Consider the following 26,778-nt stretch of genomic DNA (forward strand, 5'->3'; position numbering starts at 1 on the left):
TCCAGGCCCTACTCGTCGCCGGCGCACGCCTCCTCGAAGAAGTCCAGGTTCTCCTGGAGCGACTTCATCAGGCGGTCCCGCTCGGCCTCCTCCACCTGTACGGGGACGACGCCGGACGCCCCGGTCAGGCGCCGGAAGCCGCCCCGGCTCTCCAGGCGCCCGTGCACCCGGATCGGCAGGCCCACGAGGTGCGCGTGCCCGGCGATCCGATACGCCTCCTCGTCCAGCGTCATGCGTACGTGGGGGATCTCGGCGCCCGCGATGACGTGCAGCCGCACCGTGCCCTCGCCGCGCGGGCCGCTGCGCCGCATCCGTACGACGGTCCCGGTGACGCGGACGGAGATCGCGGGTTCGGCGTGCAGGTAGCGGGCGCCGGCCTCCCGCAGGACGTCCAGGTCGCCGGGTGAGAACTCGACGGGGGCGTCCCCGTCGGTGCACTCGTCGGGCACCCCGGCGGCCGGCGCCCACGCGACGCCGATCCGCGCGCCCTCGGTGCCGCGCACCAGCGAGACCAGGGCTTCGGTCAGCTCATGGCTCACCCCGGCCCCGACCGCGCCGTCGAACGCGTCCATGCCGCCCGTGGCCCGCCGGTAGTCGATGGCCTCGCGGACCGCGTACAGCGCCTGGTGCAGCCGGACGGCGAGCATCCGGCCACCGGTGACGGGGACGAACGCGGTGAGCCTGCGGCCGCCGGGCGCGGACTGCACGAGGACGCTCTCCAGGGCCGCGGCGGCGGGCCGCCGGTACCGGGCGCCGTAGTACCCGGCGCGGCCGCGTGCGGCGAGCGCCCCGGCGAGCAGCATCCGCCGCGCGGCGGAGCGCAGTTGCTCCTCCGCGGTCCAGGTGGACGCACCGGCGGGCCCGGCGGGCACGTCCCGCCACCACCGGATCTCGTCGCTGGGCACGGCGAGCGAGACCAGCACCTCGCGCGCGGACTCGCTGCCGCTGCGCTCCAGTGCGATCAGCGCCTCGCCGAGCAGTTCCTCGCTGTCGGGGAAGGCCCGGCTCTCCGGCACGAGCAGGCTCGTACGGGCTCCGGGCCCCGGCAGGGTCCAGCGCGCGTACCGGCCCGCCGCGCCGCCGCGCCGCTCCCAGCCGTGACGGTCGAGCAGGGCGCTGAGGACGGCCGGGTCGACCTGTCCCGGTTCGGGTCCGGCGAGGTCGACGGGGTGGGCGCGGGCCGCGCTGAACGGTCCCCCGGGCGCGGGGCGGTGCTGCTGCATCGTGTAACTCCCTTCCGGGCCCGCCGCGTCGGCGGGTCAGGGCCGCCCACCCGTCCCGACGCGGGTCATGATCTCGCACAGGGCACGGTCGTCGAAGATCCGCGAGGTCGGGATGCGCACAGTGGTCCTGCGCCGGCCGGTGACCGGGACTCCGGCGAGGTTGGTCCAGTAACAGCAGTGCCGTAGATCGAGCCGGTCGTGACTCGCGCGCAGCCAGTCGTCCTGGGAGCGCGGTACGAGCATCACGACGAGGATCTTGTGCACCGAGACCGGGCTTCGGGCGAGCTTCTCCAGATGGGGGTTGTCGAGCGTGAAGGAGAAGAACGGCCCTGGTGGGTTCGGCGGAATCTGATAGGTCGCTTTGAGCTGCACTTTGATGGTGACTTCGTCGTCGACCGTGTGCCCTGGGGCACTGTGGCTGACGTGCCAGTCGATGCCGTTGTCGGGAAAGGGCTGCGAGAGCGAGCATCCGGCGGCGGCGGCCACGGCGTGCAGATAGGCCACCTGCAAGGTCTCCATGCAGGCGGTGGTGGCGAGTGTGCCGCGCGACGGTGCGAACCGCTCGGGCAGCAGCCCGCCCTGTTCGGGCTGCGCGAGCGCCATGGTCCAACTGGCCTTTCGGAACTGTGAATCCCCGCGGAGATCAAGATTTTGATCAACCCCGAGTCAATGGCACCCCGCTGAACTGCCATGACTCGTACCTGTGTTGTCACCGCTCGGCGTACGACGCAAACGGCCCGGGTATCACGGAATCGGGGCGGGACACAAGGGCTGATGGGACGTCATCCGCCGTGCCTGAACGAGGAGTTGCATTGTCATGACGTGCTGGTACGAGGGCCCTCTGGCCGCCTTCGACACAGAGACCACGGGCGTGGACGTGGAGAACGACCGCATCGTCTCGGCGGCGATCGTGGTGCAGGACGCCGCGGGCACGCGCCCCCGGGTGACGCGCTGGCTGGTGAACCCGGGGGTTCCCGTGCCGGCCGGAGCCACGGAGATCCACGGGCTCACCGACGAACACGTGCAGCGCAACGGCCGCTGGCCCGCGCCCGTCATGGAGGAGATAGGCCGTGAGCTGGCCGAACAGGCGGCGGGCGGGCGGCCGTTGGTGGTGATGAACGCGCCCTTCGATCTGACGCTCCTGGACCGCGAGTTGAAGCGTCACCGCAATTCGTCGCTGTCGCGCTATCTGGAGGCGTCGCCGCTGAACGTCCTCGACCCCCGGGTCCTGGACAAGCACCTGGACCGCTACCGCAAGGGCCGGCGCACCCTGACGGACCTGTGTGCGCACTACGAGGTGGAGCTGACGGGCGCGCACGACGCGGGCGCGGACGCGCAGGCGTCGCTCGACGTGGTCCGCGCGATCGGCCGCCGCTTCGCGACGCGTCTGGAGCGGCTGTCCCCCGCGGAGCTGCACACGCTCCAGGCGGTGTGGCACGCGGCGCAGGCCCGCGGTCTCCAGGCCTGGTTCGCCCGCAGCGGTACGCCGGAGACGGTGGACCCTTCGTGGCCGCTGCGCCCGGAACTCCCGGCGGCGGCTTGATCGTTCCCCCGCCGGGGGCTCTGAGAGGCAGAAACGAAAAACCGGCCCGCCTCATCTGGCGGACCGGTCATTCTCCGGGTGGGCGATACTGGGTTCGAACCAGTGACCTCTTCGGTGTGAACGAAGCGCTCTCCCACTGAGCTAATCGCCCGGGAACGGGTTGAACAATACAGGTCGTGGCGCCCTGTGTTCAAACCGGTTGCAGTCGGGCCGCGAGGCCGCGCCGCCCGCCGCGCATCATCCACGCGTGGTTGGCGAGGAACACGAGCCGGCCGGGCACGGCGAAGCGCCGCATCAGCGGCCTGCGCACCTCGACCTCCTGGTCGTAGACGGCGCGTGTGCCGCCGCCCCCTCGCGCCCGCAGGGTCCAGCGCGCCCAGCCGTCGAGGTCCCCGCTCATCGCGATCTCGAGGACGCCGGCGGCCGGGTCGCGGCGCTTCTCGCGTGCGGTGACCGTGAGCTCGTACGGCAGGAAGGACCGGAAGACGGCGACGCCGCTGGTGTCGTCCAGCGGCGTCACCGCGCGTACCTGCGGCCACCACGCCGGGTACTCCTCCGCCCGTTCGAGGACGGCGAAGACCGCGGCGGGTGGCGCGGGCAGGTTCCACACGCTGCGGAACCGGTAGTGACTCCAGGCGCTGAGGTCCATGGCCCGAGTCTGCCCGCGGAGGGGCCGGTTCCCTCGGAGGTCAGGGCATCTTGTCGCCGACGAGCGCCAGGTTCTCGATGGCGGCGAGACCGTAGAGGGCGGTGTCGTTGGTGTAGACCCAGTTGGCCTCGGTGCCCGCGACCAGTGTCACCGGGCCGCTGACCTTCTCCGTCTTCCACGGCGAGGACTCGGTGTAGCCGTCGCTCTTGTAGAACTTCTGCCACGCGCGGGCCGCGAGCTTGTCGTCGCCGGTCTTCACGGCGGCGTACGCGTCGAGGCGCGAGTGCCCCTGGAAGAGGAGCAGGGTGCCGAAGTTGGTCCCGTAGCGTGCCGCCTGTTCGGCCTTGGTGGCGTTGAAGTAGCGGCAGTAGTCGTAGTACGCCTCCTCGAACTTCGGCATGTCGACGAGGTCGATGAGTTCGGCGCACAGTTCGTTGAGGCCGAAGACGGCCGACAGGTGGGAGACGCCGACGGCCGGCTTGTCGGCGATGGCGAACTTGCCGGTGTCGAGGTCGTAGAGGCCGCTGCCCTGCACGAACCCGTTGGGCTGTGCGGCGATGGTCTCCATGGTCGACAGGACGCGGGCCTTGGCCTTCTCCCACTTGGGCCCGCGCCGCTCCCACTCGGTGAGCCACGCCGACACCAGGCCGCTCCAGTCGGTGCCGAAGCCGATGGACAGGGCGTTGCGGTCGGGCACGTAGTCCGGGTCGGGGCGGACCTTGCGCTGCGGGTCGAGCACGAGGAACGTCTCGTCGGAGTCGACGTTGGCGTGCATGAGGTCGCCGACGCGCTCGTCGCCGGTGAGGAAGTAGTAGTAGCGGCGGTACGTGGTGTTGGCGATGCGCTGCTGCTTCGCGGAGTCCGCGTAGTGCTGGACGCCGTGCCGGGTGCCGAGTCCGGCCCACTTGCCGAGGTGGTAGACGTCGACCTCGCCGGTGTGGCGGGTCATGGCCTCGGCGAAGCGGAAGATGTCGGCGCGGCCCGAGCGCAGATAGGCCATCCACAGCCAGATGTCGGGCGACAGTTCGGAGTTGTCCCAGGCGTAGCCGCCGACGTCGTAGCGCCACTGGTGGCGTACGGGGTCGTAGGAGTGCATGACGTCGCCGTAGTCCCAGAAGCCGTACCAGCGCCGCATCTCCACCTGGTCCTTGTAATAGGTGAAGAGGAAGTCGAGGTGGTCCTCGATCTTGGCCTTGGCGGGGGTGGAGCGGTCCGGCTCGGAGTAGAGGCCGGGGCCGAAGACGCCTGCCTTGATCAACTGCTTGGGCGGGGCGGCGAGTTGGGGCAGCACGCGGACGGCCTCGACCTGCTGGGCGAGCGTTTCGGGCTTCGGGGTCGCGGCGTTCGCCCAGAACATCAGCTCGCTGGTGCGGGCGATGCCGTACGGGGTGCCGAACTCGGGCTCGTAGTCCTCGTACGTGATGTTGAGGCCTTCGAGCTGTTCGGCGAACGTGTCCTGGCCCATGCCGTCGTGGTAGAAGCGCAGGTCCATGGGCTGCGCCTCCGGGGACCAGAGCCACAGGGTGACCTCGGCCTCGTCCGTATGGGCGTTACGGATGTCGAGGCCGGCCGGGTGCTTCTCCCAGAAGTCGCGCAGGCCGAAGGAGAATCCGCCGCTCGGTCCGCCGAGGTAGCCGAACCCGCTGGCCCGGCGGCCGCCGCCCGCGGCGATCCAGCCGTGCCCCTTCTTCGTGCGCTTGCGCAGGGTGAAGCCGTCGGCGGAGAGCTGGGAGAGGGTGTAGTCGCCCCACTCGGGGATGTACTGGAGGCGGGTGGTGACGCGCTGGTCCCAGGTGGAGGGGTCGGCCAGCTTCTCGCCGGCGAACTGGGCGGCCTGGACGGAGGCCCCGGGGTCGCGGCGCAGGCCGGTGATGCCCTTGACGGCTTCCCGGATCATGCCGGTGTCCTCGCCGCCGATGCGGACGTGACGGTCGTACGAGGCGTCGCGCATCGGCACGGTGAAGCGCACGCCGAGGCCGCGGATGAAGTCGCCGGACGCCTTGCCGGGTTCCTGCGTGCCGTCGAACGTGATGGTGTGCACCATGCGGAACGCCTCGGCGCCCGCGTAGAAGTAGAGGCGGATGGAGAAGGGCAGCCAACTCCGGTCGCCCTTACGGTGTTTGCCGTCGATGCGGACGACGGCGCGCACGGGTCCGTCCTGCTCCACGACGGTCTCGGAGATGGCGCTCTCGAACCGCTCGTACTTCTGGGTGCCCTGGTCGCCGTCCTCCAGCTCGCCCTGGCGCAGCAGGACGAGCTTGCCGTTCTTGGCGATCTCGGTGGAGCCGCGGGTGACGGTCTTGACGAGGGTGGATCCGCTCTTGCCGAGCTTGGCGACGATGACGCCGGTGTCGACGGTGACGGTGCCGCCGTCCGTCGAGACGCTCACCTTCTTCTCGGGTGCGGCGGCGCTGCCCGCGGCGAGCGTGAGCTTCCCCTCCCCCGCGCCGGGGCCGACGGCGTGCGCGGTCCACTTCAGCGAGCCGTCCGGCCACTGGGCGAGCGGCCAGGTCTGGACGGGGACCTGCTTGCCGTCGGCGTCGGTGAGGGCGAACTCCTGGCCCTTGTCGTACGCGCCCTTCGGCCAGGGCACGCCGACGGTGGAGCCGGGGGCGGCGCCGAGGCCGCCGTCCTCCAGCCAGTTCAGGGTGACGGGCGAGGCCTCGGCGGTGTCGGCGGTGGACGCCGCCTGCGCGTTCGTGCTGCCGAGGGCCCAGCTGAACTGGGCGGCGGCGCCGGCGACCGCGGCGGCCTTCAGGAGGGATCTGCGGGGAATGGGGGACATCGTCGTTCCTTTCCGAGCATGCCAAACGTGCCGTACGAGAAGGGAGTTGGGGGAAGCAGGGGAGGTACGGGGGTCAGCGGCCCCGGCCGCGCTCCTCCACGGCGACGGCCGCGGCGGCGAGGATGCCGAGGACCGGCACGGCGAGCGGCGTCAGGAATTCGGCGCTGAGCGCCACGAGCGCGAGCCCGCACACGAGGAGCAGGGATCCGGCGGGGGCGCGGACGGTGCGCCGGGCGGCGTCGGTGAGCAGCGCACGCCAGGACGCGCCGGGCGTCCACACGGTGGCGGCCCGCAGGACGGTGACAGCGGCGGCGATCAGCGCGAACAGGCCGATGGCGGCGGCGAGTTGGCCTCCGGGCAGTCCGGCGCGGGCCACGCGGACGTCGACCAGGACGGCGACGAACCCGAAGAGCCCGCCCAGGCCCACCAGCCAGCCGCGCCGCACCGCGCCGCGGAAGTCGGCGAGGCACGCGCGCCAGCCGCCGCTCTGTCCCGACAGGTGGCGGCGCAGGTGCCGGGCCCCGGCCGCGAAGGCGGCCGGAGCGGTGACGACGGGTACGGACAGGACGGCGATCCACACCCCGGTCAGCAGGCACTCGGCGAAGACGCCGAACCCGACCCGGCGCCGCGACTCCATCGGGGCGCTCGTCACTTGAGCCCCGAGGTGGCCATGCCGTCGATCAGGTAGCGCTGGAAGGCCATGAAGAAGGCGATCACCGGGATGAGCGCCACCATCGCCATGGCGATCTGGCCGCCGTAGTCGGAGATGCCCTGCTGGTCGCGGAACATCATCAGGCCGAGCGAGACGGTGTACTTGGAGGGCTCGTTGAGGTAGATCAGCGGGCCCATGAAGTCGTTCCAGGCGTTGATGAAGGTGAAGATGGCGCTGGTGATGAGCGCGGGCCGGCTCAGCGGCAGCACGATCGACCAGTAGGTGCGCAGGTGCCCGCAGCCGTCGAGCTTGGCGGCCTCGTCGAGTTCGCGGGGCAGGCCGCGCATGAACTGCACCATCAGGAAGACGAAGAACGCCTCGGTGGCCAGGAACTTGCCGGCGAGCAGCGGCACGTACGTGTTGATGAGGTCCAGCTTCTGGAACATCACGTACTGCGGGATGAGCAGCACGTGGTACGGCAGCAGCAGGGTGCCGATCATCATCGCGAAGAAGAACTTGCGCCCCTTGAAGGGGATCTTCGAGAAGGCGTACGCGGTCAGCGAGCTGGAGATGACGACGCCGACGACGGCCATGCCCGCGTAGAACAGGGAGTTGAGGAAGAACGAGCTGATGGAGATGCCCGCGATGCCGTCGCCGAGGCCCTTGATGTTGTCGAGGATCGGCGAGGTCGGGAAGAGCTGGGCGGAGCCGACGATCGTCTTGCCGGGCTTGAAGGCGGCGCCGATCACCCAGACGACCGGGTAGAGGACGACGCAGAGCACGGCGATCGCGAAGACGTGCCAGACGATGGATCCGGTGCGCTTGCGCGGGTCGGCGCTCGGGCGCGCCTGCTGGGTCACGGTGGTCACTTGACGTCCTCCTCGTAGTGCACCCACTTCTTCTGGGACCAGAAAAGGACGGCGGTGACGAGGGCCACGGCGAGCAGCAGCATCCAGGCCATCGCGGAGGCGAAGCCCATCTGCGACTGCTGGAAGCCCTTCTGGTACAGGTAGCAGGTGTAGACGAGCGTGGCGTCGGCCGGTCCGCAGAAGGTGTTGGAGACGACGTACGCCGAGCCGAAGATCTGGAACGAGTGGATCGACTCCAGCAGGACGTTGAAGAAGAGCACCGGCGAGATCATCGGCAGGGTGATGTTCCAGAACCGGCGCAGCGGTCCCGCCCCGTCGACGGCCGCGGCCTCGTACAGCTCCTTCGGGACCTGCTTGAGCCCGGCGAGGAAGATGACCATCGGGGCGCCGAACTGCCAGACGGTGAGCGCCACGAGGGAGTAGATGATCAGGTCCGGGTCGCCGATCCAGCCGCCGAGGTTCAGGCCGAGGGCGCCGAGTCCCTTGTCGACGACGGCGTTGTCGGAGAAGATCGCCCGCCAGACGAAGCCGACGGAGACGCTGGCGCCGATCAGCGACGGAGCGTAGAAGGCGGCCCGGTACAGGCCCTGGCCGCGGCGGCTCTGGTTGAGCAGCAGCGCGACGGCGAGGGCGAGAGCCAGCTTCAGCGGTGTGCCGATGACGACGTACTTCAAGGTGACCTGGACCGACTTCTGCCAGCGCGGGTCGTCGAACATGGCCGTGAAGTTGTCGAAGCCGATCCACTGGGGCGGCGCGAACAGGTTGTAGTTCGTGAACGCGTAGTAGAGCGACGCGATCATCGGCCCCGCCGTCAGCAGCAGGAACCCTGCCAGCCACGGCGACATGAACAGATAGCCGGCAAGGTTGTCGCGCCTGCCCCGTCGCTTCTGGGCGACGGGGCTGGCGGAGCGGTTCTTGCCGGCCAAGGAAGTGGCGCCGGTGGCGGCGTCCTTGACGAGCGACATGGTGCTGTTTCCCCTCGGAAACGTCGGGGGCCTCAGCCCTGGAAGGCTGCCTCGGCCTCGCTGAAGAACTGCTTCACGGCGGCGGGGACCTTCTGCTTGGCGTTGGCGACGTCACCGGCGATGCGCAGGAACGCGGCCTCGACGACGTCCGCGCCGGACGGGTGCGGGGTGATCTTGCCGAGCACGCCGGCCTTCTCGACCTCGGTCTCGTACGCGCCGATGCCCTTGTTGGCCTCGGCGACGGCCTTGTCGGTCTCCTCGCCGGGCTTGTAGGCGTCGAACTGCTCCTGGGTGGCGAGCACGCCCATGTCGTAACCCATGATCTTGCCGACCTCGGGGTCGTGGACCATGAAGTCGATGAACTTGGCGGCCTGCGCCTGGGCCTTGCACTTGGTGGAGATCGACAGCATCAGCGAGCCGAGGTACTGACCGGTCTCCTTGCCGTCCGTGGTGGGGATCGGCGCCAGCCCGTAGTCGGAGTCGCCCTCGCCCTCGTAGCGCACCGAGAAGTTGTCCCAGGTGAACTCACCGGCCGCGAGGCCTGCGGAGAGCCCGGACTTCGGCTTGACCTGCTCGATCTTCTTCGGGTCGGTGACGAGGCCGGACTTGACGCGCTTGTAGTAGTCGGACCACCACTGCGTCAGATCGTCCTCGGAGAAGCCGAGTTTGCCGTCCTTGAAGAACGCCTTGCCGTTCTGACGCAGGTACAGGTCGTACAGGTACATGATGCCGGCGTACCCGGTGTCACCCGAGATCTTGAGCTTGTCCTGGATGGTCTGGAGCGACTTGAAGTACTCGTCCCAGGTCCAGCCGAACTTGGGCTCGACGCCCGCCTTGGCCCATGCCTTCTTGTCGATGACGAGCGACATGGTGTTGGCGCCGACCGGCACCGCGACCTGCTTGCCGCCGGTGACCTGACCCGCGGTCTCGACACCGCCGCGGAAGTTCTTGAGGTTCAGATTTCCGGCGTCTATCTGAGACTTGAGGTCGAGCAGCACTCCGCGCTTGTCGTACTTGGCAAGAAATGCAACGGAGTTGAGAAAAACGTCCGGCGGATTGCCGCCCGAGGCCTGTGTCTGGAACTTCTCCCAGAACGCCTGGTAGTCGGTGAATTCGGGCTTGATCTTGATCTTCGGGTTCTTCTTCTCGAAGAGGGCGATCGCCTTCTTGATCTTCACGGCGCGCGGCTCGCCGCCCCACCAGGCGAACCGGAGCGTCGCGGGACCGTCCGCGTTCGTCCCGCCCGAACCTCCGTCGTCGCCGCCACAGCCGGCTGCTGCCAGACCGACCGTCGCGAGCGACGCCCCCGTGACCTTCAGCAGGCCACGCCGGTCAAGATCCCTGTTCGTAGGCACAGTTCGCCCCTCCACCCTGCGCATTGAATCGTTTTAGGAAAGCGCTTGCCGGGCCAAGGTAGAGACGGGGCGGTGGCGCGTCAACGGTTCGGGCAAGATTCGCATCGAAGCGCTTCGCGCGTGCAGGTCAGAGCGGTGATTGAACCGTTACAGAGGGAGCAGGAACGCCGAAGGCCCCGGAGACGTGATGTCTCCGGGGCCTTCGGTTCCGGGTGGGCGATACTGGGTTCGAACCAGTGACCTCTTCGGTGTGAACGAAGCGCTCTCCCACTGAGCTAATCGCCCGGGCGCAGGAAGAACATTACCCCATGTCAGCGGGTGCCTGAGACCACCCTGCGGACCGTCCTGCGCCGCTGTGGATCACTCCTTGATGTTCCACGGCATCTCGAGCCCGAACTTCCACACGTAGACCCCGACGAGCACGGCGATGATCACCAGGCCGATCGTGGTCAGGATGATGTTCCGCCGGCGCACCTTCGGGTCCAGGGCACGCTGCGTGGCCTCCGTGACCTTGCGTTTCGTCCAGCGCAGCACCAGCTGCGCCCAGACGAACTCGGTCGCCCAGATCGCCATGCCCCCGAAGATCACCAGCCAGCCCGGGCCCGGCAGCGGCAGCATGATCACGCCCGCGACCACGACCGCGAGCCCCACGACGAAGACGCCCACCTGCCAGCTCAGATGCAGGGCCCTGCGGGCCTGGATGAACTCCGGCGCTCGCGAGCCCAGCGGCTTCTCGGCTTTCCCGTCCTCCGTGTCGGCGACCGCGTCGGGCGCCCCGTCACTCCCCGTATTCATACTGCCAAACCTACCCGAACGATTCGTGTCACCGGAATGGCCGTTCCCCATCAAGAAAGACTCGGCCGTACGAGCTACGTAAAGACGCCCAAAACCCTCAGAGGGGTTTACAACGGCACCGTAGGTGGCATGTCGATTTCGCCGACGTGCGAATCCCCGAGCGCACACTGAGCGAAAGGCCCTGGCGCTTATGAACACCACGGTCAGCTGCGAGCTGCACCTGCGCCTCGTTGTGTCGAGCGAGTCCTCACTGCCTGTTCCCGCAGGACTGCGGTATGACACGGCCGATCCGTATGCCGTGCACGCCACCTTCCACACCGGAGCCGAGGAGACCGTCGAGTGGGTGTTTGCCCGCGATCTCCTCGCCGAAGGTCTTCACCGACCGACCGGCACCGGCGACGTCCGAGTCTGGCCGTCCCGTAGCCACGGTCAGGGCGTTGTCTGCATCGCCCTGAGCTCTCCCGAGGGCGAAGCACTGCTCGAGGCCCCGGCGCGGGCCCTGGAGTCGTTCCTCAAGCGGACCGACGCCGCCGTGCCCCCGGGCACGGAGCATCGCCACTTCGATCTCGACCAGGAGCTCTCGCACATCCTCGCGGAGAGCTAACCGCGCGGGAGGCGCGCGTCGGCAGCCAGCCGCCGTGAGCAGGCGAGAGCTACCCGTGCCGTCGACTCGGGGAGACGGCACGGGGTCAGGCCAGCACAACAACCGCATACGGCAGACATCGGCGCCGTCGCCGTGGGACTTTTCCACGGGGACGGCGTCGTTGCGCGCTCAGCGCCCATCTGTGACCTTCTCGGGGCCGCTCAGGCACTAGGCTCGGCCAGCATCGGCGGGCGAGGGCCCGACCCCAGGCCAGGGAGCGAATCGTGCTGATCACCCACGACACCCGGTGCGCGCTGGACACCGTGGTCGATCTGGTGAACACCGCGCCGGAGGACGACGGCGCTGCCGACGGCCTCGCGAGCGTGGCGGCTCTGGAGGATTTCGTACGAAGGAACGACATCAGCGACGTCGGCGTCCTCACGGAGCGTGACCTCCGCGGGGTGCGCACGGTGCGTGACCGGTTCGCCGAGGTCTTCGCCGCTCCTGACCCGCGGGGCGCCGCGGCGCTGATCAACGAACTGATCGCCGCGGCGGGCACCACGCCCCGTCTGACGGACCACGACGGCTACGACTGGCACGTCCACTACTTCGCTCCCGGTGCGTCCGTCGCGGACCACTTGGCGGCCGACTGCGGGATGGCCCTCGCTTTCTTCGTGGTCGCCGGGGAACAGGAGCGGCTGCGGCGCTGCGAGGCTCCGGACTGCCGGCACGCGTTCGTGGATTTGTCGCGCAACCGGTCGCGCCGCTACTGCGACAGCCGTACGTGCGGGAACCGGCTGCACGTGGCCGCGTACCGGGCACGCCGCAAGGAAGCCGCGGGCTGAGCGGGCTCACAGCAGCAGGAGGTCGTGCAGGGCCGCCATCATGAGCAGGCAGCCGATCACCGCCAGGAAGATCATGAGCGGTGGCTGGGAGAGCGCGAAGAGGCAGCCGCGCTGCTCCGCGAGGTGTTCGGGCGTGGGCGGCGCGGGTTCGCACGGCGACGGCGCCTGCCCCTGTTCGGCGTCCAGCTGGTCGTCCAGCTGCGGTGTGTCGAGCATCTCGCGCCGCAGACTACGCAGCCGCGGGGTGACGGGACCTCAATACATGCGCCCGCGGCGGGAGTTCGCCGGATTTCGTGACACCGCGCACGGGCATCTGCGCGAATTGACGGCTTCTGTCGAACTCTCGTACCGAGAAAGGGCGTTGGATCAGATGCCGTGCTTCTTCAGAATCGCCTCGATGTCGCTGAAGTCCTCGCTCGCCGCGGGCTTCGGCTTCGGCTGTGCGGCGGGCGTCGCGGTGCGGGTGCCCTGGCCGAGCGAGGGGGCGGACGCCGCGGGGGCGACGGCCTCGCGGCGCGCGGCCGCCTTCGCCGCCCGGCGCTCCTTGCGGGTGCCGCCGGAGCGGCGCTCGACGGCGCGCGTCCCCATGAACATCAGCCAGGCGGCGCCGAGCACGCCGAAGCCGGCCCACGCGGTGGGGCTGAACGCGGTGTCGACGACCCACTCGACAGCGCCGGTCATCACCAGGCCCAGCGGGACCAGGGAGTAGGCGGCGAGCCGGGCCGCCGCGAGGAAGCGCTTGCGGTACGCGGTGACGGCGGCGATGCCCAGGCCCGCCACGGACACGGCGGAGCAGACGGTCTCGGCAATCATCCGGTCCTCCTGGAGTCGGGCGTTCTGGTCGCGGGCGGGCGATCCGTGCCCTTCCATCCTGCACCGCCCGAGGGCCCGCGGGCCACGGCCGGGACCGACCTCAGGGACATCTCGGGGTCGGGTCTCCTCCGCAGGTCCAGGTTGGGCGCCGTGATCCGGCCTGGGAGACTGACCCCATGAACGCCCCGAACCCGGCCCCCATCCTTGACGTGTGGTGCGAGCTCCAGTGCCCCGACTGCCGCACCGCCCTGGACGACGTACGCGCGCTGCGTGAGCGGTACGGCGACCGCATCGATCTTCGCCTGCGCCACTTCCCGCTGGAGAAGCACAAGCACTCCTTCGCCGGGGCGCAGGCCGTCGAGGAGGCGTTCGAGCAGGGCAAGGGGTGGGCGTTCGTGGAGGCCGTGCTCGGCCGGGTCGAGGAGTTCGACCGCGCGGGCGAGCCGTTCCTCGTCGAGGTGGCCCGTGAACTCGGCCTGGACGCCGAGGAGTTCGACACCGCTCTGGTCGACGGGCGGCACATCCTGATCGTCGACGCCGACCAGGCCGAGGGCAAGGCGATCGGCGTGACGGGCACGCCGACGTATGTCATCGGGGGCGAGCGGCTCGACGGCGGGCAGAGCCAGGACGGACTGCGCGAGCGCATCCAGGAGATCGCGGACCGGCTGCTCGCCGAGTAGCTCAGAGCAGCTGCTTGTACAGGTGGTACAGGGTCGGCTCGTAGCCGAGCGACTCGTACAGGCGCTGCGCGGGCGTGTTGTCCGCGAAGACGTTGAGGCCGAGCCGGGTGGCGCCCGCGGCGATCGAGTCGGCCTCGGCGAGCAGCATCAGGGAGCGCCCGTGCCCCTGCCCCCTGTGGTCGGGCGCGACCTCGACGTCGTACACGTACCCGCCGTCGGAGCGCTGGGCGACCCACAGCGTGCCGACGCGCTCGCCGTCGTGTTCCAGTACGCCGAGGAAGACGTCCGGGGTCGCGATGCCCTCGGGCAGCAGCGCCGCGTGGTCGCGCTCGGCCTTCAGGCGGGCGTCCTCTTCCATGGCGCCGCGCTGGGCCACCGAGCGCGCGTAGTGCTCCTTGGCACGGTCGAGCCACGGCCCGAACTCGTCCTCCGTCATCCGGCGGCCGACGCTGCCCTCGGGGAGCGCGGGCGGCCGGGCGGGCAGGGTCTTGGCCATGTTCCGGTTGCGCTCGACGTAGCCGAGGGCGCCCGCGAGGCGCAGCAGGGCCTGCTGGTCAGCGGGGACGGCGGCCTCCAGGCGGCGGCAGTTCCAGCCGCGGGCCACCTCCTCGGCGGCGAGCGCGGCGACGGTGCCGCGGCCGCGTCCCCGGTCCCGTTCGTCGATCCGCAGGTCCCGTAGCTGGGCCACGGACGGGCCGAACACGGGGTGCGTGGCGAGGTGGAGCGAGCCGACGGGCCGGCTGTTCACGCACACCGTGTAGTGGCGTGAGCGGGACCCGTCGGCGGTGCGCTGGAGCGGCTCGGTCGGCCGCAGGGTCGTGGTCATCACGGGTGTTCTACCCGCCCGCGCCCCGCGGACGACAGGGGTTTTGCCGGCGGCTTACGGGTCGACGTGGTCCGTGGCCCGCTCGTCCCAGACGCGCATCGCCTTCGCGGTGACCGGGCCGGGGGCGTCGCTCAGGCCGCGGTCGTCCACCCGGTGCACGGCCTGGATGTCGCGCAGGGTCGAGGTCAGGAAGATCTCGTCGGCCTCGGCGAGCACGGTCAGCGGCAGGTCGGTCTCCTTGGCGCCCGTCCACTCCACGGCCAGGGCGCGCGTGATGCCCGCGAGGCAGCCGGAGGCGACCGGTGGGGTGTGGATCTCGCCGTCCAGGACGACGAAGACGTTCGAGCCCGTGCCCTCGCACAGCTGCCCCACGGTGTTCGCGAACAGGGCCTCGGACGCGCCGTGTTCGTGGGCGCGGGCGAGCGCGACGACGTTCTCCGCGTAGGAGGTGGTCTTCAGGCCGGCCAGCGCGCCGCGTTCGTTACGGGTCCAGGGGACGGTGATCACCGAGGTGGTGTCGGGCCGCCGGGTGACCTGGCCGAGCGCGACGACGAGGGTGGTGCCCTGGTCGCCGCGGTCGGAGCCGAGCGGGGAGACGCCGCCGGTGTAGGTGATGCGCAGGCGGCCGAGCGGCATCGGGTTGGCCTGGAGGACGGCGGCGCAGGCGCGGCGCACCTCGTCGAGGTCGGGTTCGGGCAGGCCGAGGCCGCGCGCGGAACGGGCGAGCCGGTCCAGGTGGCGGGTGAGGGCGAAGGGCTGTCCGTCGACCGCCTTCACGGTCTCGAAGATGCCGTCGCCCACGGTCAGCCCGTGATCGAAGACGGAGACGCGGGCCGTCTCGGTGTCCTGGAGCCCGCCGTCGAGCCAGATCTTCACTTCCGTCAGTCCCTCCATCGTGCGTGGACCAGGGCCTAAGTCGTCTCCCTGTACGTTCCCGACGCTACAGCCAGCAGCCGCGACGCCTTCAGCTCGGTCTCCCGCCACTCGCCCTCCGGGTCGGAGCCCCAGGTGATCCCGGCGCCGGTGCCGAAGCGCAGGACGTCGCCGTCCGCGCCGCGGTCGATCCAGAACGTACGGATGCCGACGGCCAGTTCACCGGTCCCCCGGTCCGCGTCGACCCAGCCGATGCCGCCGCAGTACGGGCCGCGCGGCGCCGTCTCCAGCTCGTCGATGATGCGCAGGGCGCTGGACTTGGGCGCGCCGGTGACGGAGCCGGGCGGGAAGGCGGCGCCGAGCAGCTCGGCCCAGCCGGCGCCGTCGGGCAGTTCGCCGCGCACCGTGGACACGAGGTGGACGAGGCCCGGGTGCTTCTCGACGACGCACAGGTCGGGCACGGTCACCGTGCCGGTGGCGCAGACGCGGCCCAGGTCGTTGCGGACCAGGTCGACGATCATGACGTTCTCGGCGTAGTCCTTCTCCAGGAGGTCCGCCTCGGTGCGGCCGGTGCCCTTGATGGGGCCGGACTCGACGACCCTCCCCTGCCGGCGCAGGAACAGCTCGGGCGAGGCCGTCGCGATCTCCACGCCGTGCCCGGGCAGCCGAATCGTTCCGGCGTACGGGGCGGGGTTCCCGCGCGCGAGGAGAGCGGTGAGGGCGTCCACGTCGGCGTCGGCCGCGACCGGCGCGGAGAGCACCCGGCAGAGGTTGGCCTGGTAGACCTCGCCGGTCGCGATGCGCTCCCGTACGCGACGTACGCCTTCCGTGTACGCGGCGTGGTCGAGCGAGGACACCCAGTCCGTGGCCGCGGGGCCGTGCCAGGCGCCCGGGACCGGGGCGGGCACGGGCTGCTCCCGTACGTCGTCGAAGCGGGCGCAGACCAGACGCCCCTCGAAGTCGGCGGAGACCGCCCAGAAGCCGGAGGAGTCCAGGGCCGCGGGGTCGGTGGTCACGTCGCGAAGGCCGGTGGCGAGGAGGCCGCCGAAGCGGGCGAGGGGAGTGAGAGAGGAGGAGCCGTGCACGGTTTTGAGTCTATGGCCGGTGACCGGAGGGTGACCTGGGGTGCGGGTGCGCAGGTCACCGAGGGAATGCGTCGGCGATCGCACCGCAGCACGCTGCGCAAACGCGTTTTGGACCTCCCCCGGGAATCCGCTAGAGTTCAACACGTCGCCGGGACGCGGAAGCGAAACGGAAAGACACGCGAACGTAGCTCAGTTGGTAGAGCGCAACCTTGCCAAGGTTGAGGTCGCCGGTTCGAACCCGGTCGTTCGCTCAGGATGTGGGGGATCTTCCCGAACCCCTACGCTCCTGGTGGAGTGGCCGAGAGGCGAGGCAACGGCCTGCAAAGCCGTCTACACGGGTTCAAATCCCGTCTCCACCTCCATGCGCGATTAGCTCAGCGGGAGAGCGCTTCCCTGACACGGAAGAGGTCACTGGTTCAATCCCAGTATCGCGCACTGGATCTTCGGACTCCGGTTCGTTCCACAGATCCGTCCCGCGCGATTAGCTCAGCGGGAGAGCGCTTCCCTGACACGGAAGAGGTCACTGGTTCAATCCCAGTATCGCGCACGCAGTACCACGTAGTACCTGGCAGTACCCCTCGCGGAGCCTGATAGAGTCTGGCCCGTTCCCGCGCGATTAGCTCAGCGGGAGAGCGCTTCCCTGACACGGAAGAGGTCACTGGTTCAATCCCAGTATCGCGCACCGGCAAGAAGCCCCCGGTCGATTCGTCGACCGGGGGCTTCTTCGTGTTTCACGATGCGTGTTCAGGAAGAGAAGAGCATCCGGCCGAAGCCCTTGTTGTGGTGACCGTGGTGGCCCTGGTGTCCGTAGTGGCCGCCCTGGTGCGGGGCTCCCCACGCCGGGGCAGGGGCGGCGGGGTAGGCCTGTGGAGCGGGCGGGGCCGGAGGGGCCTGCTGCTGCCACTGCGACTCGAGCCGGGTCAGGGACTCCAGCTCGCCGTAGTCGAGGAAGATCCCGCGGCAACCGCTGCACTGCTCGATCTGGACGCCATTGCGGTTGTACGTGTGCATCGGTGCGTGACACTTGGGACACTGCATGGTCGGGTCAACTCCTCGCCGTTCGGCACTGCTTCGCCGGATCACTTCCCGGCTTCCGTCTCCCGCACCCTACTTGGCGTCGCCGTATCCCAACTGGGGCGGTACGGACACCATTCGGGCACAGGCGTCGATCACCGCCTCCTCCACCTCGTCGAGCGCTCGGCCCGCCTCGGTGGCCTTCGTCACGGCGAGAGCGGCGGTCTGCACGGTGAGGGCGCGGGCCGGGACGTCGAGGGCGGGCCAGGGGTCGGGCAGGCTCAGTTCCTTTGCGCCGCCTGTGCGTTGGTAGGCGGTCAGGAAGCGCGTCCAGTCCTCGGCGGGCAGCAGGCCGCAGGCGAACCAGGCCGCGGGGCGCGCCAAGTCCCAGGCGGGGTCGCCGATTCCGAGGTCGTCGACGTCGATCAGGAGCCACTGCGCGGAGTCGGCCGGGTGGCGGACCAGCTGGCCCAGGTGGAGGTCGCCGTGGCACAGGGCCCTTGCGTGGTCGCACGGGGCTTCGGCGCGGGCCCAGGCGGGCAGGGACCGCCAGGCGCGGCGCACGGGGTCCGCGGCCGGGTGGTCGGGGGCCGTGGCGTGCAGGCGGGCCAGGGCGCGGGCGGCTTTCGCGGGGCCGCGCATCGGGGGCAGCGCGTGCGGGAGTTCGACGGTGGGCGTGGTGTGGAGGCGGGCCAGGAGGGCGGCCGCGGCCTCCCAGGGGGCGTCCTCGGGGTGCTCGGGGTCGACCGGGGTGCCGTGGGGCCAGAAGGTGACCAGGCGGTCGTGCAGCGGCGACGCCGTCGGCCGCAGGGGCGGCAGGAGGACGCCGGAGAGGGCCGGGTGGGCGGCCACGGCGACGCGCAGGGCGAGTTCGGCCGGGTCGGTGTCCGGGGCGTGGGCCTTCGCGACGGTGTCGCCGTGCCGGACCACGGTGGCGTCGGGGCGGTCGGCGAGGGTGGTGGCGCCGCAGACGCAGGCGATGCCGGGCGGATGGGCCGCACCCCTGGCTTCGGCCCGGAGCGCGGGAAGCAAGGGCGTGGTCACCCGCCCGAGCCTACGGGTCCGCCGGGGTTCCCGGGGCACAAAAGTGCCGCGTGCAGCTCCCCAGCTGCACGCGGCATTTGTGCCGTCCGCCGCACCCCCGTCCCCACGGGGTTTCATGGCCGGATGTCCCCGCCCGGACCGCTCTTCCGGGCCTGGGGGCGCCGCTCAGCGCCCCAGCATCACGCCCACGGACGACGCTTGTGTGACCACCGCGTCCCAGCCGCCGAAGACGACGACGAGAAGGGCCGCGAGAGGGAGGACCATGGCGGTCGCCACCAAGGGGTGGCGACGGCCGGCCGCCGGGCTGCCGAACGCGTCGGCCCTGCCGATCCGTGCGCGGAGCGCTGTCGTCCGCGATGCCGTGTCCGCCATGGTCCTCTCCCGGTCAAGATCTTGAGTTCTAAATCGTGTTGTCCTTGCCTTGAGCTGTGGCAGCGGCGGGTGCCTGACCTCGGGGGACGAGTGCTGCACCCGCCGCTTGACCTCAAATCTACGATCGGCTGCGCCCCCGGTCGTCATGCCCTCGTACCGATTGCCGGGCCTCCCGGAGGATGAGCGCTCCCACCGCGTGTACTCCCCTGGGTGGAGACGGGGACCTAGGTCTCGGGGTCTTCCCGGAGGGGACGGCTCTTCTCCGCCGCTTCCGACGCCTCCTCTCGCGGAACCGGCTGTTCGACCAGCGCCAGGACCCGCGTCGCCATGAAGCGCGCGGTGCGAACCACGGAGCCGGAGCGGGTGACTTCGCTCACTTCCACCACTCCCCTGCGCACCGCCGTCTCCACCCTGCGGCCTGCCCGGCTCGCCACCACCTCGTACGTACGCGTCGTGTCACCGGCGTCCACGACTATCTCGACCCGATCGCCCTTCATGGGCCCAATCCCCCTTCTGCGACGGGTGGTTGGGGATGCGCGCGACATCAAGCCGCCCTGTTTCCGCGCTCCCTGACCACCTTTCAAGTTTCCCACCCGGCACTGACAATCGAATGGGACGAGAGGGCGCGGCCTCTGCGCGCACCCGGGCGCGGAAACGTAAGCTGTGGCTCGTCAGACGGACCGGGCAGCAGCGGGGATGAACATGGCGATGATGCGCCTGAGGCGCGAGGACCCGCGCGTCGTCGGCTCGTTCAGGCTTCACAGACGGCTCGGCGCGGGCGGGATGGGCGTCGTCTACCTCGGTTCCGACCGGCGTGGGCAGCGGGTCGCCCTCAAGGTGATCAGGCCGGATCTGGCGGAGGATCAGGAGTTCAGGTCGCGGTTCGCGCGCGAGGTGTCCGCCGCGCGGCGGATCCGGGGCGGCTGCACCGCGCGGCTCGTCGCCGCCGATCTCGACGCCGAGCGCCCGTGGTTCGCGACGCAGTACGTGCCCGGGCCCTCGCTGCACGACAAGGTCGCCGAGGAAGGGCCGTTGGCCGCCGCGGACGTGGCCGCCGTCGGGGCAGCGCTGTCCGAAGGGCTCGTCGCCGTCCACGAGGCGGGGGTCGTGCACCGTGACCTCAAACCGTCGAACATCCTGCTGTCCCCGAAGGGGCCGCGGATCATCGACTTCGGTATCGCGTGGGCGACCGGCGCCTCGACGCTGACGCATGTGGGGACCGCGGTCGGCTCCCCCGGCTTCCTCGCGCCCGAGCAGGTGCGCGGCGCCGCCGTCACGCCCGCCACCGACGTCTTCGCCCTCGGGGCGACGCTCGCGTACTCCGCGATGGGCGACTCGCCTTTCGGGCACGGCAGTTCGGAGGTCATGCTCTACCGCGTCGTGCACGAGGAGGCGCAGCTGCACGGGGTGCCGGACGCGCTGGCGCCGCTGCTGCGCGCGTGCCTCGCCAAGGACCCGGAGGAGCGGCCCAGCACGCTGCAACTGTCGCTGCGGCTCAAGGAGATCGCGGCGCGTGAGGCGCAGGGGCTCGGCGAGGTGCGGCCGCCCGCGCCGCGGACCGCCGAGCAGGACCGGCCGACGGGGCGGCTCGTCGAGGACGGTCACACCGAGCGCACCCAGCGGCGTACGCAGCCGGGCACGCCCGCGCCGCGGCCCAGCAACGGCCGGACGGGCGGCGGTTCGGGTCCGCGCAGCACCACGTCCCGGTCGGGCTCCAGGCCCGCTCCGCGCAGTGGTGCCGGGCGGCCCGCTCCCCGTACGAACGGGACGGGCGCGGGCAAGAAGCTGCGGCCGGCGAACCCGCGGCTGCTGCGGCAGCGGCTCTTCGTGTTCGTCGTCGTGACGCTGCTCGTGGCGCTCGCCATCGCGGCGGCTCAGGGCTGCCAGGGCCCGTCGCGCGGGCTCGGCGTCGACAGCGGCGTACCGCGTGTCTCACATGCCGTACAGGACCCCGGTCACAGCTCCGGGCGGCCGGTGGCCACCGCGTAGAAGGCGACGGCGGCCGCTGCGCCCACGTTGAGCGAGTCGACGCCGTGGGCCATCGGGATGCGGACCCATTCGTCCGCCGCCATCAGGGCCTTCGTGGAGAGCCCCTCGCCCTCGGCGCCGAGCATCAGGGCGACCCGGTCCATGCGGTGCGGGGCGACCTCGTCCAGGGACTTGGCCTGGTCGGCGGGGGTGAGGGCCAGGAGGTTGAAGCCCGCTTCGCGGACCGTCTCCAGGGACTTGGGCCAGGCGTCGAGGCGCGCGTACGGGACCGAGAAGACGGCGCCCATGGAGACCTTGACCGAGCGGCGGTAGAGCGGGTCCGCGCAGTCCGGTGAGAGCAGCACGGCGTCCATGCCGAGCGCCGCGGCGGAGCGGAAGATCGCGCCGATGTTGGTGTGGTCGTTGACCGACTCCATGACGACGATGCGGCGGGCCGTCGTGAGGAGTTCCTCGGCCGTCGGGAGCGGTTTGCGCTGCATGGAGGCGAGGGCGCCGCGGTGCACGTGGTAGCCGGTGACCTGTTCGGCCAGGTCGGGGGCTACCGCGTAGACCGGGGCGGGGACCTCGTCGATGACGTCGCGCATGACGTCGACCCACTTCGCGGAGAGCAGCATCGAGCGCATCTCGTAGCCGGCCTGCTTGGCGCGGCGGATGACCTTCTCGCCCTCCGCGATGAACAGGCCCTCGGCCGGTTCGCGCTTGCGGCGCAGTTCTACGTCGGTGAGGCCCGTGTAGTCGCGCAGGCGCGGGTCGGCGGGGTCGTCGATGGTGATGAGACCTTGGGGTTCTGCCACGGGTCGATACTGCCTTGTTCTGGGTGTGGTGCCAACGGCTCGGGACAGGTCGCGTTACCGCGGGTTACGGTCGGGGCCCTCGTTCACCACGGCGCCGATGACGATGACGGCCGGGGGCTTGACGCCTTCCGAGACCGCCGTCTCGCCGACGGTGGCGAGCGTGGCGTCGACGCGGCGCTGGGCGGCCGTGGTGCCCTCCTGGATCAGCGCGACGGGGGTGTCCGCCGGCTTTCCGTGGGCGATCAGGGCCTCGGCGATCTTTCCGATCTTGTCGACGCCCATGAGGATGACCAGGGTGCCGGTCAGCCTGGCCATCGCCGACCAGTCGACCAGGGAGCGCTCGTCGTCGGGCGCCACATGGCCGCTGACCACGGTGAACTCGTGGGCGACGCCGCGGTGCGTGACCGGGATGCCGGCCGCGCCCGGGACCGAGATCGAGCTGGAGATGCCGGGGACGACCGTGACCGGGATGCCCTCGGCCGCGAGGGCCTGGGCCTCTTCCATGCCGCGGCCGAAGACGTACGGGTCGCCACCCTTGAGACGGACGACGGCCTTGCCCTGCTTGGCGTGGTCGATGAGCGCCTGGTTGATGGCCTCCTGGACCATCTGCCGGCCGTACGGGATCTTCGCCGCGTCGATCACCTCGACGTGCGGCGGGAGTTCGTCGAGGAGGTCGCGCGGGCCGAGGCGGTCGGCGATCACGACGTCGGCCTCGGCGAGCAGGCGGCGGCCACGGACCGTGATGAGGTCCGGGTCGCCGGGGCCGCCGCCGACCAGGGCGACGCCCGGGGTGCGCTCCTTGTGGACCGAGACCGTGCCGTCGCGCAGCGCCTCGACGAGGGCGTCGCGGATGGCGGCGGTGCGGCGCGGGTCGCGGTCGGCGGCCTCGGAGGACAGGACGGCGACGGTGACGCCTTCGGTGCGGCCGGTGGCCGGGGTCCAGGCGGTGGCCGCGTCGGCGTCGTCGGAGCGGACGCACCAGGTGCGGGTGCGCTCCGCTTCGGCGGAGGCCTCGTCGTTGGCCTTGCGGTCGGCCGTGGCGATCAGGACGTACCAGGCGTCGGCGAGGTCGCCCTCCTCGTAGCGGCGCCTGACCCAGGTGATCTCGCCCGCGTCCGCCATGGCCTCCACGGAGGGGGTGGCCGACGGGGAGATCAGGGTGATGTCCGCGCCCGCCGCGATCAGGGCCGGCAGGCGGCGCTGGGCGACCTGGCCGCCGCCGATGACGATCGTCTTGCGACCGGTCAGGCGCAGGCCTACGGGGTATGCGGGGTGCTGTGCGGCGGGCATGTCGTGTGGCTCCCGGGGCGAGCGTGCGGGTGGGGCTGCGTCTTTGGAGCCCGGTGTTCGTGTGCTGCTGTGCTGGTGCGGTCAGCTTATGTCGTGGCCTGATCGCACGGCTGGTCGGCACTGGAGGGCTGTGCCCACCCGTCCGCCGTGCGGAACGCCTGCCCACAGCCGGTGCGGGCAGGCGTTCCCGTGGTGCGGAGCCGACTACTTCTCTGTGACGCCCGCCGAGTCGAACGTGGCCACCTCGTGCATCGCCCGGGCCGCGCTCTGGACGATCGGGAGGGCGAGCAGGGCGCCCGTGCCCTCGCCGAGGCGGAGGTCCAGGTCGACCAGGGGGCGCAGGCCCAGCTTGTTGAGCGCGGCGACGTGGCCGGGTTCGGCACTGCGGTGGCCCGCGATGCAGGCGGCCAGGACCTCGGGGGCGATGGCGCGGGCGACCAGGGCGGCCGCGCCGGCGCTGACGCCGTCGAGGATGACCGGCGTGCGGAGCGAGGCGCCGCCGAGAAGCAGGCCGACCATGGCCGCGTGCTCCAGGCCGCCGACGGCCGCGAGGACGCCGATGGGGTCCGCCGGGTCGGGCTGGTGGACCTCGAGGGCGCGGCGCACGACCTCGATCTTGCGGGCGTGGGTCTCGTCGTTGATGCCGGTGCCGCGGCCGGTGACCTCGGCCGGGTCGACCTCGGTGTAGACGGAGATCAGGGCCGCCGACGCCGTGGTGTTGGCGATGCCCATCTCACCGGTCAGGAGCGCCTTGTTGCCGGCGGAGACGAGGTCGCGGGCGGTCTCGATGCCGACCTCGATGGCCGCCTTGACCTCCTCGCGGGTCATGGCCTGGCCGGTCGTCATGTCGGCGGTGCCCGCGCGGACCTTGCGGGGCAACAGGCCGGGCGTGGCCGGGAGTTCGGAGGCGACGCCCACGTCGATGACGCAGACCTCGGCGCCGACCTGGTTCGCGAAGGCGTTGCAGACCGCGCCGCCGCCGAGGAAGTTCGCGACCATCTGGCCGGTCACCTCCTGGGGCCACGGGGTAACGCCCTGGGCGTGGACGCCGTGGTCGCCCGCGAAGATCGCGACGGCCGCGGGCTCCGGGATCGGCGGCGGGCACATCCGGGACAGGCCGGACAGCTGCGCGGAGATGATCTCCAGCATGCCGAGCGCCCCGGCGGGCTTCGTCATGCGCTTCTGCCGCTCCCACGCCTCGCCGAGCGCCTTGGCGTCCAGCGGGCGGATGTTGGAGACGGTCTCGGAGAGCAGGTCGTGCGGGTCCTCGCCGGGCAGGGCGCGGCGGCCGTACGTCTCCTCGTGGACGACCCAGGACAGCGGGCGGCGCTTGGCCCAGCCGGCCTGCATCAGCTCGGGCTCGTCCGGGAACTCGTCGACGTAACCGACGCAGAGGTACGCGACCACTTCGAGGTGGTCGGGCAGGCCCAGCGTGCGGACCATCTCGCGCTCGTCGAAGAAGCTGACCCAGCCGACGCCGAGGCCTTCGGCGCGGGCCGCGAGCCACAGGTTCTCGACCGCGAGCGCGGAGGAGTAGGGGGCCATCTGCGGCTGGGTGTGGCGGCCGAGGGTGTGGCGGCCGCCGCGGGTCGGGTCGGCGGTGACCACGATGTTCACGGGGGTGTCGAGGATGGCCTCGATCTTCAGTTCCTTGAACTGCTTCGCGCGGCCCTTCGGCAGGGACTTGGCGTACGCGTCCTTCTGGCGCATGGCCAGTTCGTGCATCGTGCGGCGGGTCTCCGCCGAGCGGATGACGACGAAGTCCCAGGGCTGCGAGTGCCCGACGGACGGCGCCGTGTGGGCCGCCTCCAGGACGCGGAGCAGCACCTCGTGCGGGATGGGGTCGCTGCGGAAGCCGTTGCGGATGTCGCGGCGCTCGCGCATCACGCGCAGGACGGCCTCGCGCTCGGCGTCGTCGTAGCCGGGGGCCGCGGTGCCGGTCGCCTCGGCGGCGACGGGGTGGGGTTCGGGCTCGGGCTGCGGCTCGGGCGCGACCTCGATGAGTTCGGGCTCGTCGTCGGCGGCCGGCTCGGGGGCCTGCGTGGCGGCGGGGCCGCCGTCGCGGGGCGCGGGCACGACGGGCGCGACCTCGATGAGTTCGGGCTCCTCGGCGACGGGCTGCTCCGCGACCGGTTGCTCGGCGACCGGTTGCTCGGCGGCGGGCTGCTCGGCGCTCTCGGGGGCCGGGGCCTCCGCGACCGGCGCCTCGACGACGGGCGGCGGCTCCTCGGCCTGGACCTGTACGGGCTCCTCGGCCTGGACCGGTGCCGGCTCGGGTGCCGGCTCGGCGACAGCGACCGGCTCGGGCTCCGCGGGCTGCTCCGCCACCGGCTCGGCGGCCTCGGCGACCGGCTCCGCGACGGCGACCGGCTCCGGTGCCTGCGGGGTCTGCGCCTCGGCCACGTACTCGGGAGCGATCGGCTCCATCGCGCTCGGCTCCGCCGGGACGGGCTCGGGAGCGACGGGCTCGTCCGCGACCGGTTCAGCCGCCTCGGCCGGCTCCGGCAGCGGCGGTACGACCATGGCCTGCGGCGGCGTCGGCGCCAGGTGCGGCGTCGTCGGGACGATGCCGTCGACGGGGACGAACTGCCCGAGGGGCTGCTCGGGCGCGGCGGCGTACTGCCCCTGCTGCTCGCCCTGTCCGGCGTACGCGCCGACCGGGGTCGGCTCGGCGGTGGGGGCGAACTCCTGGCCGGCGTCCGGGGTCTGCGGGAACGGAACGTGCTGCTCCGCGTACGCCGCGGGGGCCGGCTCAGGGACGACCGTTTCTGCGGGCGCCGCGAGCGGCATCTCGTATCCGCCCTGCTGCTGCGGCTCGACCGGCTGCTGCTGGTGCTGCTGCTGCGGCGGGGCGGCCTCGGCGGGCTGCCACGGAGCGGCGCCCTGCGGCGGGATGTCGAGGTACTCGGGCCCGGTGGTGGGCGGGCCCGCCTGGCGCACCGGCATGGCGTGCGGCGGCGTCGCCTGCGCGGGGCCGCGGTCGGCGAGCGAGCGCACGGGGCCGCCGCCCGTCTCGGGCACGGGCGGACCCATGTGCAGGGGACGGCGCGCCGGGCCGCCCTGGCTCTGCATCTGCGGGACCTGCTGGGCCTGGGCGCCGACGGGCGTGTGCAGCGCGCCGAGGTCGTGGTGGCCGCTGTCGCGCCCCGCGGTCTCGTGCGGGCCCGGCTCGTGCCCGACGGGCTCGGCGGGCGCCGGGATGTACTGCTGCTGCGCCGGCGGCTGACCCCAGGCGCCCTGGGAGCCGGGCATCAGGAGGAGTTCGTCGTCCTCGGCGGTGGCGTCGGAGGGATCGAGGAAGGTGTACGCACCCGGGGCGGGAACGCCCGGCTGGTCCACCAAGCCTGCGTTCTCCGGCAGCCCCTCGCCCGGAACCTGACCGGTGTCGGTCATGCCTACCCCTCGCCCATCGATGAGAACTTGGCCGCTCCCGGCCGACCGCCGGGTATGCAACCCCCTTGACCGGAGCGGCGCGTCGACCGCCCGTCCTGATGAACGAGCGCACGCGCCGCGCGGCACGAACCGTCCCGGACAACACGCATTGTCCCGGTCGGATCGCGGCCACGGAACGTAGTTCGACCATGGCCTTCTGTGGACTGCGCCACGTTGCGCGTCCTCCGGTCGTTGCCGTACCACACACGCTCCAAAACTGGCGCGTTTTCAGGACATTGACGTACGAAAAATCTGACGTCCCGGTGCGGTACAACGATCGGCCAGCCTACCGCGCGCGTTGG

Annotated in this window: 26 protein-coding genes and 7 tRNA genes; 10 read left to right on the top strand and 23 right to left on the bottom strand. The window is 71.3% G+C overall.

The window, feature by feature from the left end; all coding sequences use genetic code 11:
* Positions 1-8: 8 nt before the first annotated feature.
* On the bottom strand, positions 9-1,223 hold the full coding sequence (locus tag AB0L37_RS15975) for a hypothetical protein (protein WP_365504851.1): 1,215 nt from the start codon (positions 1,221-1,223) through the stop codon (positions 9-11).
* A gap of 36 nt (positions 1,224-1,259) precedes the next feature.
* Positions 1,260-1,826, bottom strand: a complete 567-nt coding sequence (locus tag AB0L37_RS15980; RefSeq protein ID WP_338694485.1) for a DUF4365 domain-containing protein — start codon at positions 1,824-1,826, stop codon at positions 1,260-1,262.
* A 214-nt stretch (positions 1,827-2,040) separates the two neighbouring features.
* On the opposite strand from AB0L37_RS15980, the gene AB0L37_RS15985 reads away from it, so the two are divergent.
* Entirely contained in the window at positions 2,041-2,766 is a 726-nt protein-coding gene (locus AB0L37_RS15985) for a 3'-5' exonuclease (protein ID WP_365504853.1), read from the top strand.
* A gap of 79 nt (positions 2,767-2,845) precedes the next feature.
* Here the strand turns inward: AB0L37_RS15985 and AB0L37_RS15990 are convergent.
* From AB0L37_RS15990 to AB0L37_RS16030, 9 genes are all read right to left on the bottom strand, one after another.
* A tRNA-Val gene (locus AB0L37_RS15990) sits at positions 2,846-2,917 on the bottom strand.
* 39 nt (positions 2,918-2,956) lie between these two features.
* Positions 2,957-3,415, bottom strand: coding sequence for an SRPBCC family protein (locus tag AB0L37_RS15995; protein ID WP_365504855.1), 459 nt, complete (start codon positions 3,413-3,415; stop codon positions 2,957-2,959).
* Positions 3,416-3,455: 40 nt separating this feature from the next.
* Positions 3,456-6,200 (bottom strand): Tat pathway signal sequence domain protein, encoded by a 2,745-nt coding sequence (locus AB0L37_RS16000; protein WP_365504857.1) that lies wholly within the window; start codon positions 6,198-6,200, stop codon positions 3,456-3,458.
* A 73-nt stretch (positions 6,201-6,273) separates the two neighbouring features.
* Complete coding sequence (locus AB0L37_RS16005; protein ID WP_365505089.1) at positions 6,274-6,837, bottom strand: hypothetical protein; 564 nt, start codon at positions 6,835-6,837, stop codon at positions 6,274-6,276.
* An 11-nt stretch (positions 6,838-6,848) separates the two neighbouring features.
* Positions 6,849-7,721: a carbohydrate ABC transporter permease gene (locus AB0L37_RS16010; RefSeq protein WP_365504859.1), complete on the bottom strand. Its 873-nt coding sequence runs from the start codon at positions 7,719-7,721 to the stop codon at positions 6,849-6,851.
* The gene (locus AB0L37_RS16015) at positions 7,718-8,686 is read right to left on the bottom strand and encodes a sugar ABC transporter permease (RefSeq protein ID WP_365504861.1); all 969 of its coding nucleotides are present in this window, start codon (positions 8,684-8,686) and stop codon (positions 7,718-7,720) included. The genes AB0L37_RS16010 and AB0L37_RS16015 overlap by 4 nt, the downstream gene beginning before the upstream one ends.
* Before the next feature lie 32 nt (positions 8,687-8,718).
* Positions 8,719-10,041, bottom strand: coding sequence for an extracellular solute-binding protein (locus AB0L37_RS16020; RefSeq protein WP_365504863.1), 1,323 nt, complete (start codon positions 10,039-10,041; stop codon positions 8,719-8,721).
* A gap of 213 nt (positions 10,042-10,254) precedes the next feature.
* Positions 10,255-10,326, bottom strand: a tRNA-Val gene (locus AB0L37_RS16025).
* A gap of 75 nt (positions 10,327-10,401) precedes the next feature.
* Positions 10,402-10,836: a TIGR02611 family protein gene (locus AB0L37_RS16030; RefSeq protein WP_365504865.1), complete on the bottom strand. Its 435-nt coding sequence runs from the start codon at positions 10,834-10,836 to the stop codon at positions 10,402-10,404.
* Positions 10,837-11,026: 190 nt separating this feature from the next.
* On the opposite strand from AB0L37_RS16030, the gene AB0L37_RS16035 reads away from it, so the two are divergent.
* Both AB0L37_RS16035 and AB0L37_RS16040 read left to right on the top strand, forming a co-directional pair.
* Complete coding sequence (locus tag AB0L37_RS16035; protein ID WP_004002642.1) at positions 11,027-11,440, top strand: SsgA family sporulation/cell division regulator; 414 nt, start codon at positions 11,027-11,029, stop codon at positions 11,438-11,440.
* A 263-nt stretch (positions 11,441-11,703) separates the two neighbouring features.
* Positions 11,704-12,264: a CGNR zinc finger domain-containing protein gene (locus AB0L37_RS16040; protein ID WP_365504867.1), complete on the top strand. Its 561-nt coding sequence runs from the start codon at positions 11,704-11,706 to the stop codon at positions 12,262-12,264.
* A gap of 6 nt (positions 12,265-12,270) precedes the next feature.
* Here AB0L37_RS16040 and AB0L37_RS16045 read toward each other — a convergent pair whose 3' ends face one another.
* Together AB0L37_RS16045 and AB0L37_RS16050 are read right to left on the bottom strand one after the other, a co-directional pair.
* Positions 12,271-12,450: a hypothetical protein gene (locus AB0L37_RS16045; protein WP_365505091.1), complete on the bottom strand. Its 180-nt coding sequence runs from the start codon at positions 12,448-12,450 to the stop codon at positions 12,271-12,273.
* 180 nt (positions 12,451-12,630) lie between these two features.
* Positions 12,631-13,077 carry a hypothetical protein gene (locus AB0L37_RS16050; RefSeq protein WP_365504869.1) on the bottom strand — a complete coding sequence of 149 codons (447 nt, stop codon included), beginning with the start codon at positions 13,075-13,077 and terminating at the stop codon, positions 12,631-12,633.
* A gap of 176 nt (positions 13,078-13,253) precedes the next feature.
* On the opposite strand from AB0L37_RS16050, the gene AB0L37_RS16055 reads away from it, so the two are divergent.
* Positions 13,254-13,757, top strand: coding sequence for a DsbA family protein (locus AB0L37_RS16055; protein ID WP_365504870.1), 504 nt, complete (start codon positions 13,254-13,256; stop codon positions 13,755-13,757).
* Position 13,758: 1 nt separating this feature from the next.
* Here the strand turns inward: AB0L37_RS16055 and AB0L37_RS16060 are convergent, their stop codons facing one another.
* Genes AB0L37_RS16060 through AB0L37_RS16070 form a run of 3 tightly spaced genes read right to left on the bottom strand, consistent with a single transcriptional unit; the run spans position 13,759 to position 16,541 of the window.
* Positions 13,759-14,583, bottom strand: coding sequence for a GNAT family N-acetyltransferase (locus AB0L37_RS16060; protein ID WP_365504872.1), 825 nt, complete (start codon positions 14,581-14,583; stop codon positions 13,759-13,761).
* Positions 14,584-14,637: 54 nt separating this feature from the next.
* The gene (locus AB0L37_RS16065; protein WP_365504874.1) at positions 14,638-15,459 is read right to left on the bottom strand and encodes an aminodeoxychorismate lyase; all 822 of its coding nucleotides are present in this window, start codon (positions 15,457-15,459) and stop codon (positions 14,638-14,640) included.
* Between the two features lie 35 nt (positions 15,460-15,494).
* Positions 15,495-16,541, bottom strand: coding sequence for a chorismate-binding protein (locus AB0L37_RS16070; protein ID WP_365504876.1), 1,047 nt, complete (start codon positions 16,539-16,541; stop codon positions 15,495-15,497).
* Positions 16,542-16,719: 178 nt separating this feature from the next.
* Between AB0L37_RS16070 and AB0L37_RS16075 the strand changes: the two genes are divergently transcribed.
* The 5 genes from AB0L37_RS16075 to AB0L37_RS16095 all read left to right on the top strand — a co-directional run bounded on the left by AB0L37_RS16075 (position 16,720) and on the right by AB0L37_RS16095 (position 17,223).
* Positions 16,720-16,792: transfer RNA gene (locus tag AB0L37_RS16075), tRNA-Gly, on the top strand.
* Positions 16,793-16,829: 37 nt separating this feature from the next.
* Positions 16,830-16,903: transfer RNA gene (locus AB0L37_RS16080), tRNA-Cys, on the top strand.
* Between the two features lies 1 nt (position 16,904).
* Positions 16,905-16,976 (top strand) — tRNA-Val (locus tag AB0L37_RS16085).
* Between the two features lie 40 nt (positions 16,977-17,016).
* Positions 17,017-17,088, top strand: a tRNA-Val gene (locus AB0L37_RS16090).
* A 63-nt stretch (positions 17,089-17,151) separates the two neighbouring features.
* Positions 17,152-17,223, top strand: a tRNA-Val gene (locus tag AB0L37_RS16095).
* Positions 17,224-17,285: 62 nt separating this feature from the next.
* Here the strand turns inward: AB0L37_RS16095 and AB0L37_RS16100 are convergent.
* The 4 genes from AB0L37_RS16100 to AB0L37_RS16115 form a co-directional block, all read right to left on the bottom strand.
* A complete protein-coding gene (locus AB0L37_RS16100; protein WP_365504878.1) occupies positions 17,286-17,579 on the bottom strand; it encodes a zf-TFIIB domain-containing protein in 294 nt (97 codons plus the stop codon).
* Positions 17,580-17,648: 69 nt separating this feature from the next.
* A complete protein-coding gene (locus AB0L37_RS16105) occupies positions 17,649-18,599 on the bottom strand; it encodes an aminoglycoside phosphotransferase family protein (RefSeq protein WP_365504880.1) in 951 nt (316 codons plus the stop codon).
* A gap of 165 nt (positions 18,600-18,764) precedes the next feature.
* Complete coding sequence (locus AB0L37_RS16110; RefSeq protein ID WP_365504882.1) at positions 18,765-18,971, bottom strand: hypothetical protein; 207 nt, start codon at positions 18,969-18,971, stop codon at positions 18,765-18,767.
* Positions 18,972-19,195: 224 nt separating this feature from the next.
* Positions 19,196-19,468 carry a hypothetical protein gene (locus AB0L37_RS16115; RefSeq protein WP_255974475.1) on the bottom strand — a complete coding sequence of 91 codons (273 nt, stop codon included), beginning with the start codon at positions 19,466-19,468 and terminating at the stop codon, positions 19,196-19,198.
* Between the two features lie 199 nt (positions 19,469-19,667).
* Here AB0L37_RS16115 and AB0L37_RS16120 point away from each other — a divergent pair, with 199 nt between their 5' ends.
* On the top strand, positions 19,668-20,960 hold the full coding sequence (locus tag AB0L37_RS16120; protein WP_365505093.1) for a serine/threonine-protein kinase: 1,293 nt from the start codon (positions 19,668-19,670) through the stop codon (positions 20,958-20,960).
* Here the strand turns inward: AB0L37_RS16120 and AB0L37_RS16125 are convergent.
* From AB0L37_RS16125 to cobT, 3 genes are all read right to left on the bottom strand, one after another.
* Entirely contained in the window at positions 20,927-21,754 is an 828-nt protein-coding gene (locus tag AB0L37_RS16125) for an RNA methyltransferase (protein ID WP_365504884.1), read from the bottom strand. The genes AB0L37_RS16120 and AB0L37_RS16125 overlap by 34 nt on opposite strands.
* 54 nt (positions 21,755-21,808) lie before the next feature.
* On the bottom strand, positions 21,809-23,044 hold the full coding sequence (gene cobA / locus AB0L37_RS16130; protein ID WP_365504886.1) for a uroporphyrinogen-III C-methyltransferase: 1,236 nt from the start codon (positions 23,042-23,044) through the stop codon (positions 21,809-21,811).
* Between the two features lie 204 nt (positions 23,045-23,248).
* Positions 23,249-26,437, bottom strand: a complete 3,189-nt coding sequence (gene cobT / locus AB0L37_RS16135) for a nicotinate-nucleotide--dimethylbenzimidazole phosphoribosyltransferase (RefSeq protein ID WP_365504888.1) — start codon at positions 26,435-26,437, stop codon at positions 23,249-23,251.
* Positions 26,438-26,778 lie beyond the last annotated feature (341 nt).

It is taken from the genome of Streptomyces sp. NPDC052225 (genome assembly GCF_040679615.1).
Lineage (GTDB): Bacteria > Actinomycetota > Actinomycetes > Streptomycetales > Streptomycetaceae > Streptomyces.

What these genes read in the sequence shown, in the direction of transcription:
- cobT (WP_365504888.1), bottom strand. Translation starts at nt 26,437, where the DNA reads ATGACCGACACCGGTCAGGTTCCGGGCGAGGGGCTGCCGGAGAACGCA.
- AB0L37_RS16030 (WP_365504865.1), bottom strand. Translation starts at nt 10,836, where the DNA reads ATGAATACGGGGAGTGACGGGGCGCCCGACGCGGTCGCCGACACGGAG.
- AB0L37_RS16035 (WP_004002642.1), top strand. Translation starts at nt 11,027, where the DNA reads ATGAACACCACGGTCAGCTGCGAGCTGCACCTGCGCCTCGTTGTGTCG.
- AB0L37_RS16120 (WP_365505093.1), top strand. Translation starts at nt 19,668, where the DNA reads ATGAACATGGCGATGATGCGCCTGAGGCGCGAGGACCCGCGCGTCGTC.
- cobA (WP_365504886.1), bottom strand. Translation starts at nt 23,044, where the DNA reads ATGCCCGCCGCACAGCACCCCGCATACCCCGTAGGCCTGCGCCTGACC.
- AB0L37_RS16115 (WP_255974475.1), bottom strand. Translation starts at nt 19,468, where the DNA reads ATGAAGGGCGATCGGGTCGAGATAGTCGTGGACGCCGGTGACACGACG.
- AB0L37_RS16060 (WP_365504872.1), bottom strand. Translation starts at nt 14,583, where the DNA reads ATGACCACGACCCTGCGGCCGACCGAGCCGCTCCAGCGCACCGCCGAC.
- AB0L37_RS16005 (WP_365505089.1), bottom strand. Translation starts at nt 6,837, where the DNA reads ATGGAGTCGCGGCGCCGGGTCGGGTTCGGCGTCTTCGCCGAGTGCCTG.
- AB0L37_RS16055 (WP_365504870.1), top strand. Translation starts at nt 13,254, where the DNA reads ATGAACGCCCCGAACCCGGCCCCCATCCTTGACGTGTGGTGCGAGCTC.
- AB0L37_RS16110 (WP_365504882.1), bottom strand. Translation starts at nt 18,971, where the DNA reads ATGGCGGACACGGCATCGCGGACGACAGCGCTCCGCGCACGGATCGGC.
- AB0L37_RS15995 (WP_365504855.1), bottom strand. Translation starts at nt 3,415, where the DNA reads ATGGACCTCAGCGCCTGGAGTCACTACCGGTTCCGCAGCGTGTGGAAC.
- AB0L37_RS15980 (WP_338694485.1), bottom strand. Translation starts at nt 1,826, where the DNA reads ATGGCGCTCGCGCAGCCCGAACAGGGCGGGCTGCTGCCCGAGCGGTTC.
- AB0L37_RS16000 (WP_365504857.1), bottom strand. Translation starts at nt 6,200, where the DNA reads ATGTCCCCCATTCCCCGCAGATCCCTCCTGAAGGCCGCCGCGGTCGCC.
- AB0L37_RS16015 (WP_365504861.1), bottom strand. Translation starts at nt 8,686, where the DNA reads ATGTCGCTCGTCAAGGACGCCGCCACCGGCGCCACTTCCTTGGCCGGC.
- AB0L37_RS16100 (WP_365504878.1), bottom strand. Translation starts at nt 17,579, where the DNA reads ATGCAGTGTCCCAAGTGTCACGCACCGATGCACACGTACAACCGCAAT.
- AB0L37_RS16050 (WP_365504869.1), bottom strand. Translation starts at nt 13,077, where the DNA reads ATGATTGCCGAGACCGTCTGCTCCGCCGTGTCCGTGGCGGGCCTGGGC.
- AB0L37_RS15985 (WP_365504853.1), top strand. Translation starts at nt 2,041, where the DNA reads ATGACGTGCTGGTACGAGGGCCCTCTGGCCGCCTTCGACACAGAGACC.
- AB0L37_RS15975 (WP_365504851.1), bottom strand. Translation starts at nt 1,223, where the DNA reads ATGCAGCAGCACCGCCCCGCGCCCGGGGGACCGTTCAGCGCGGCCCGC.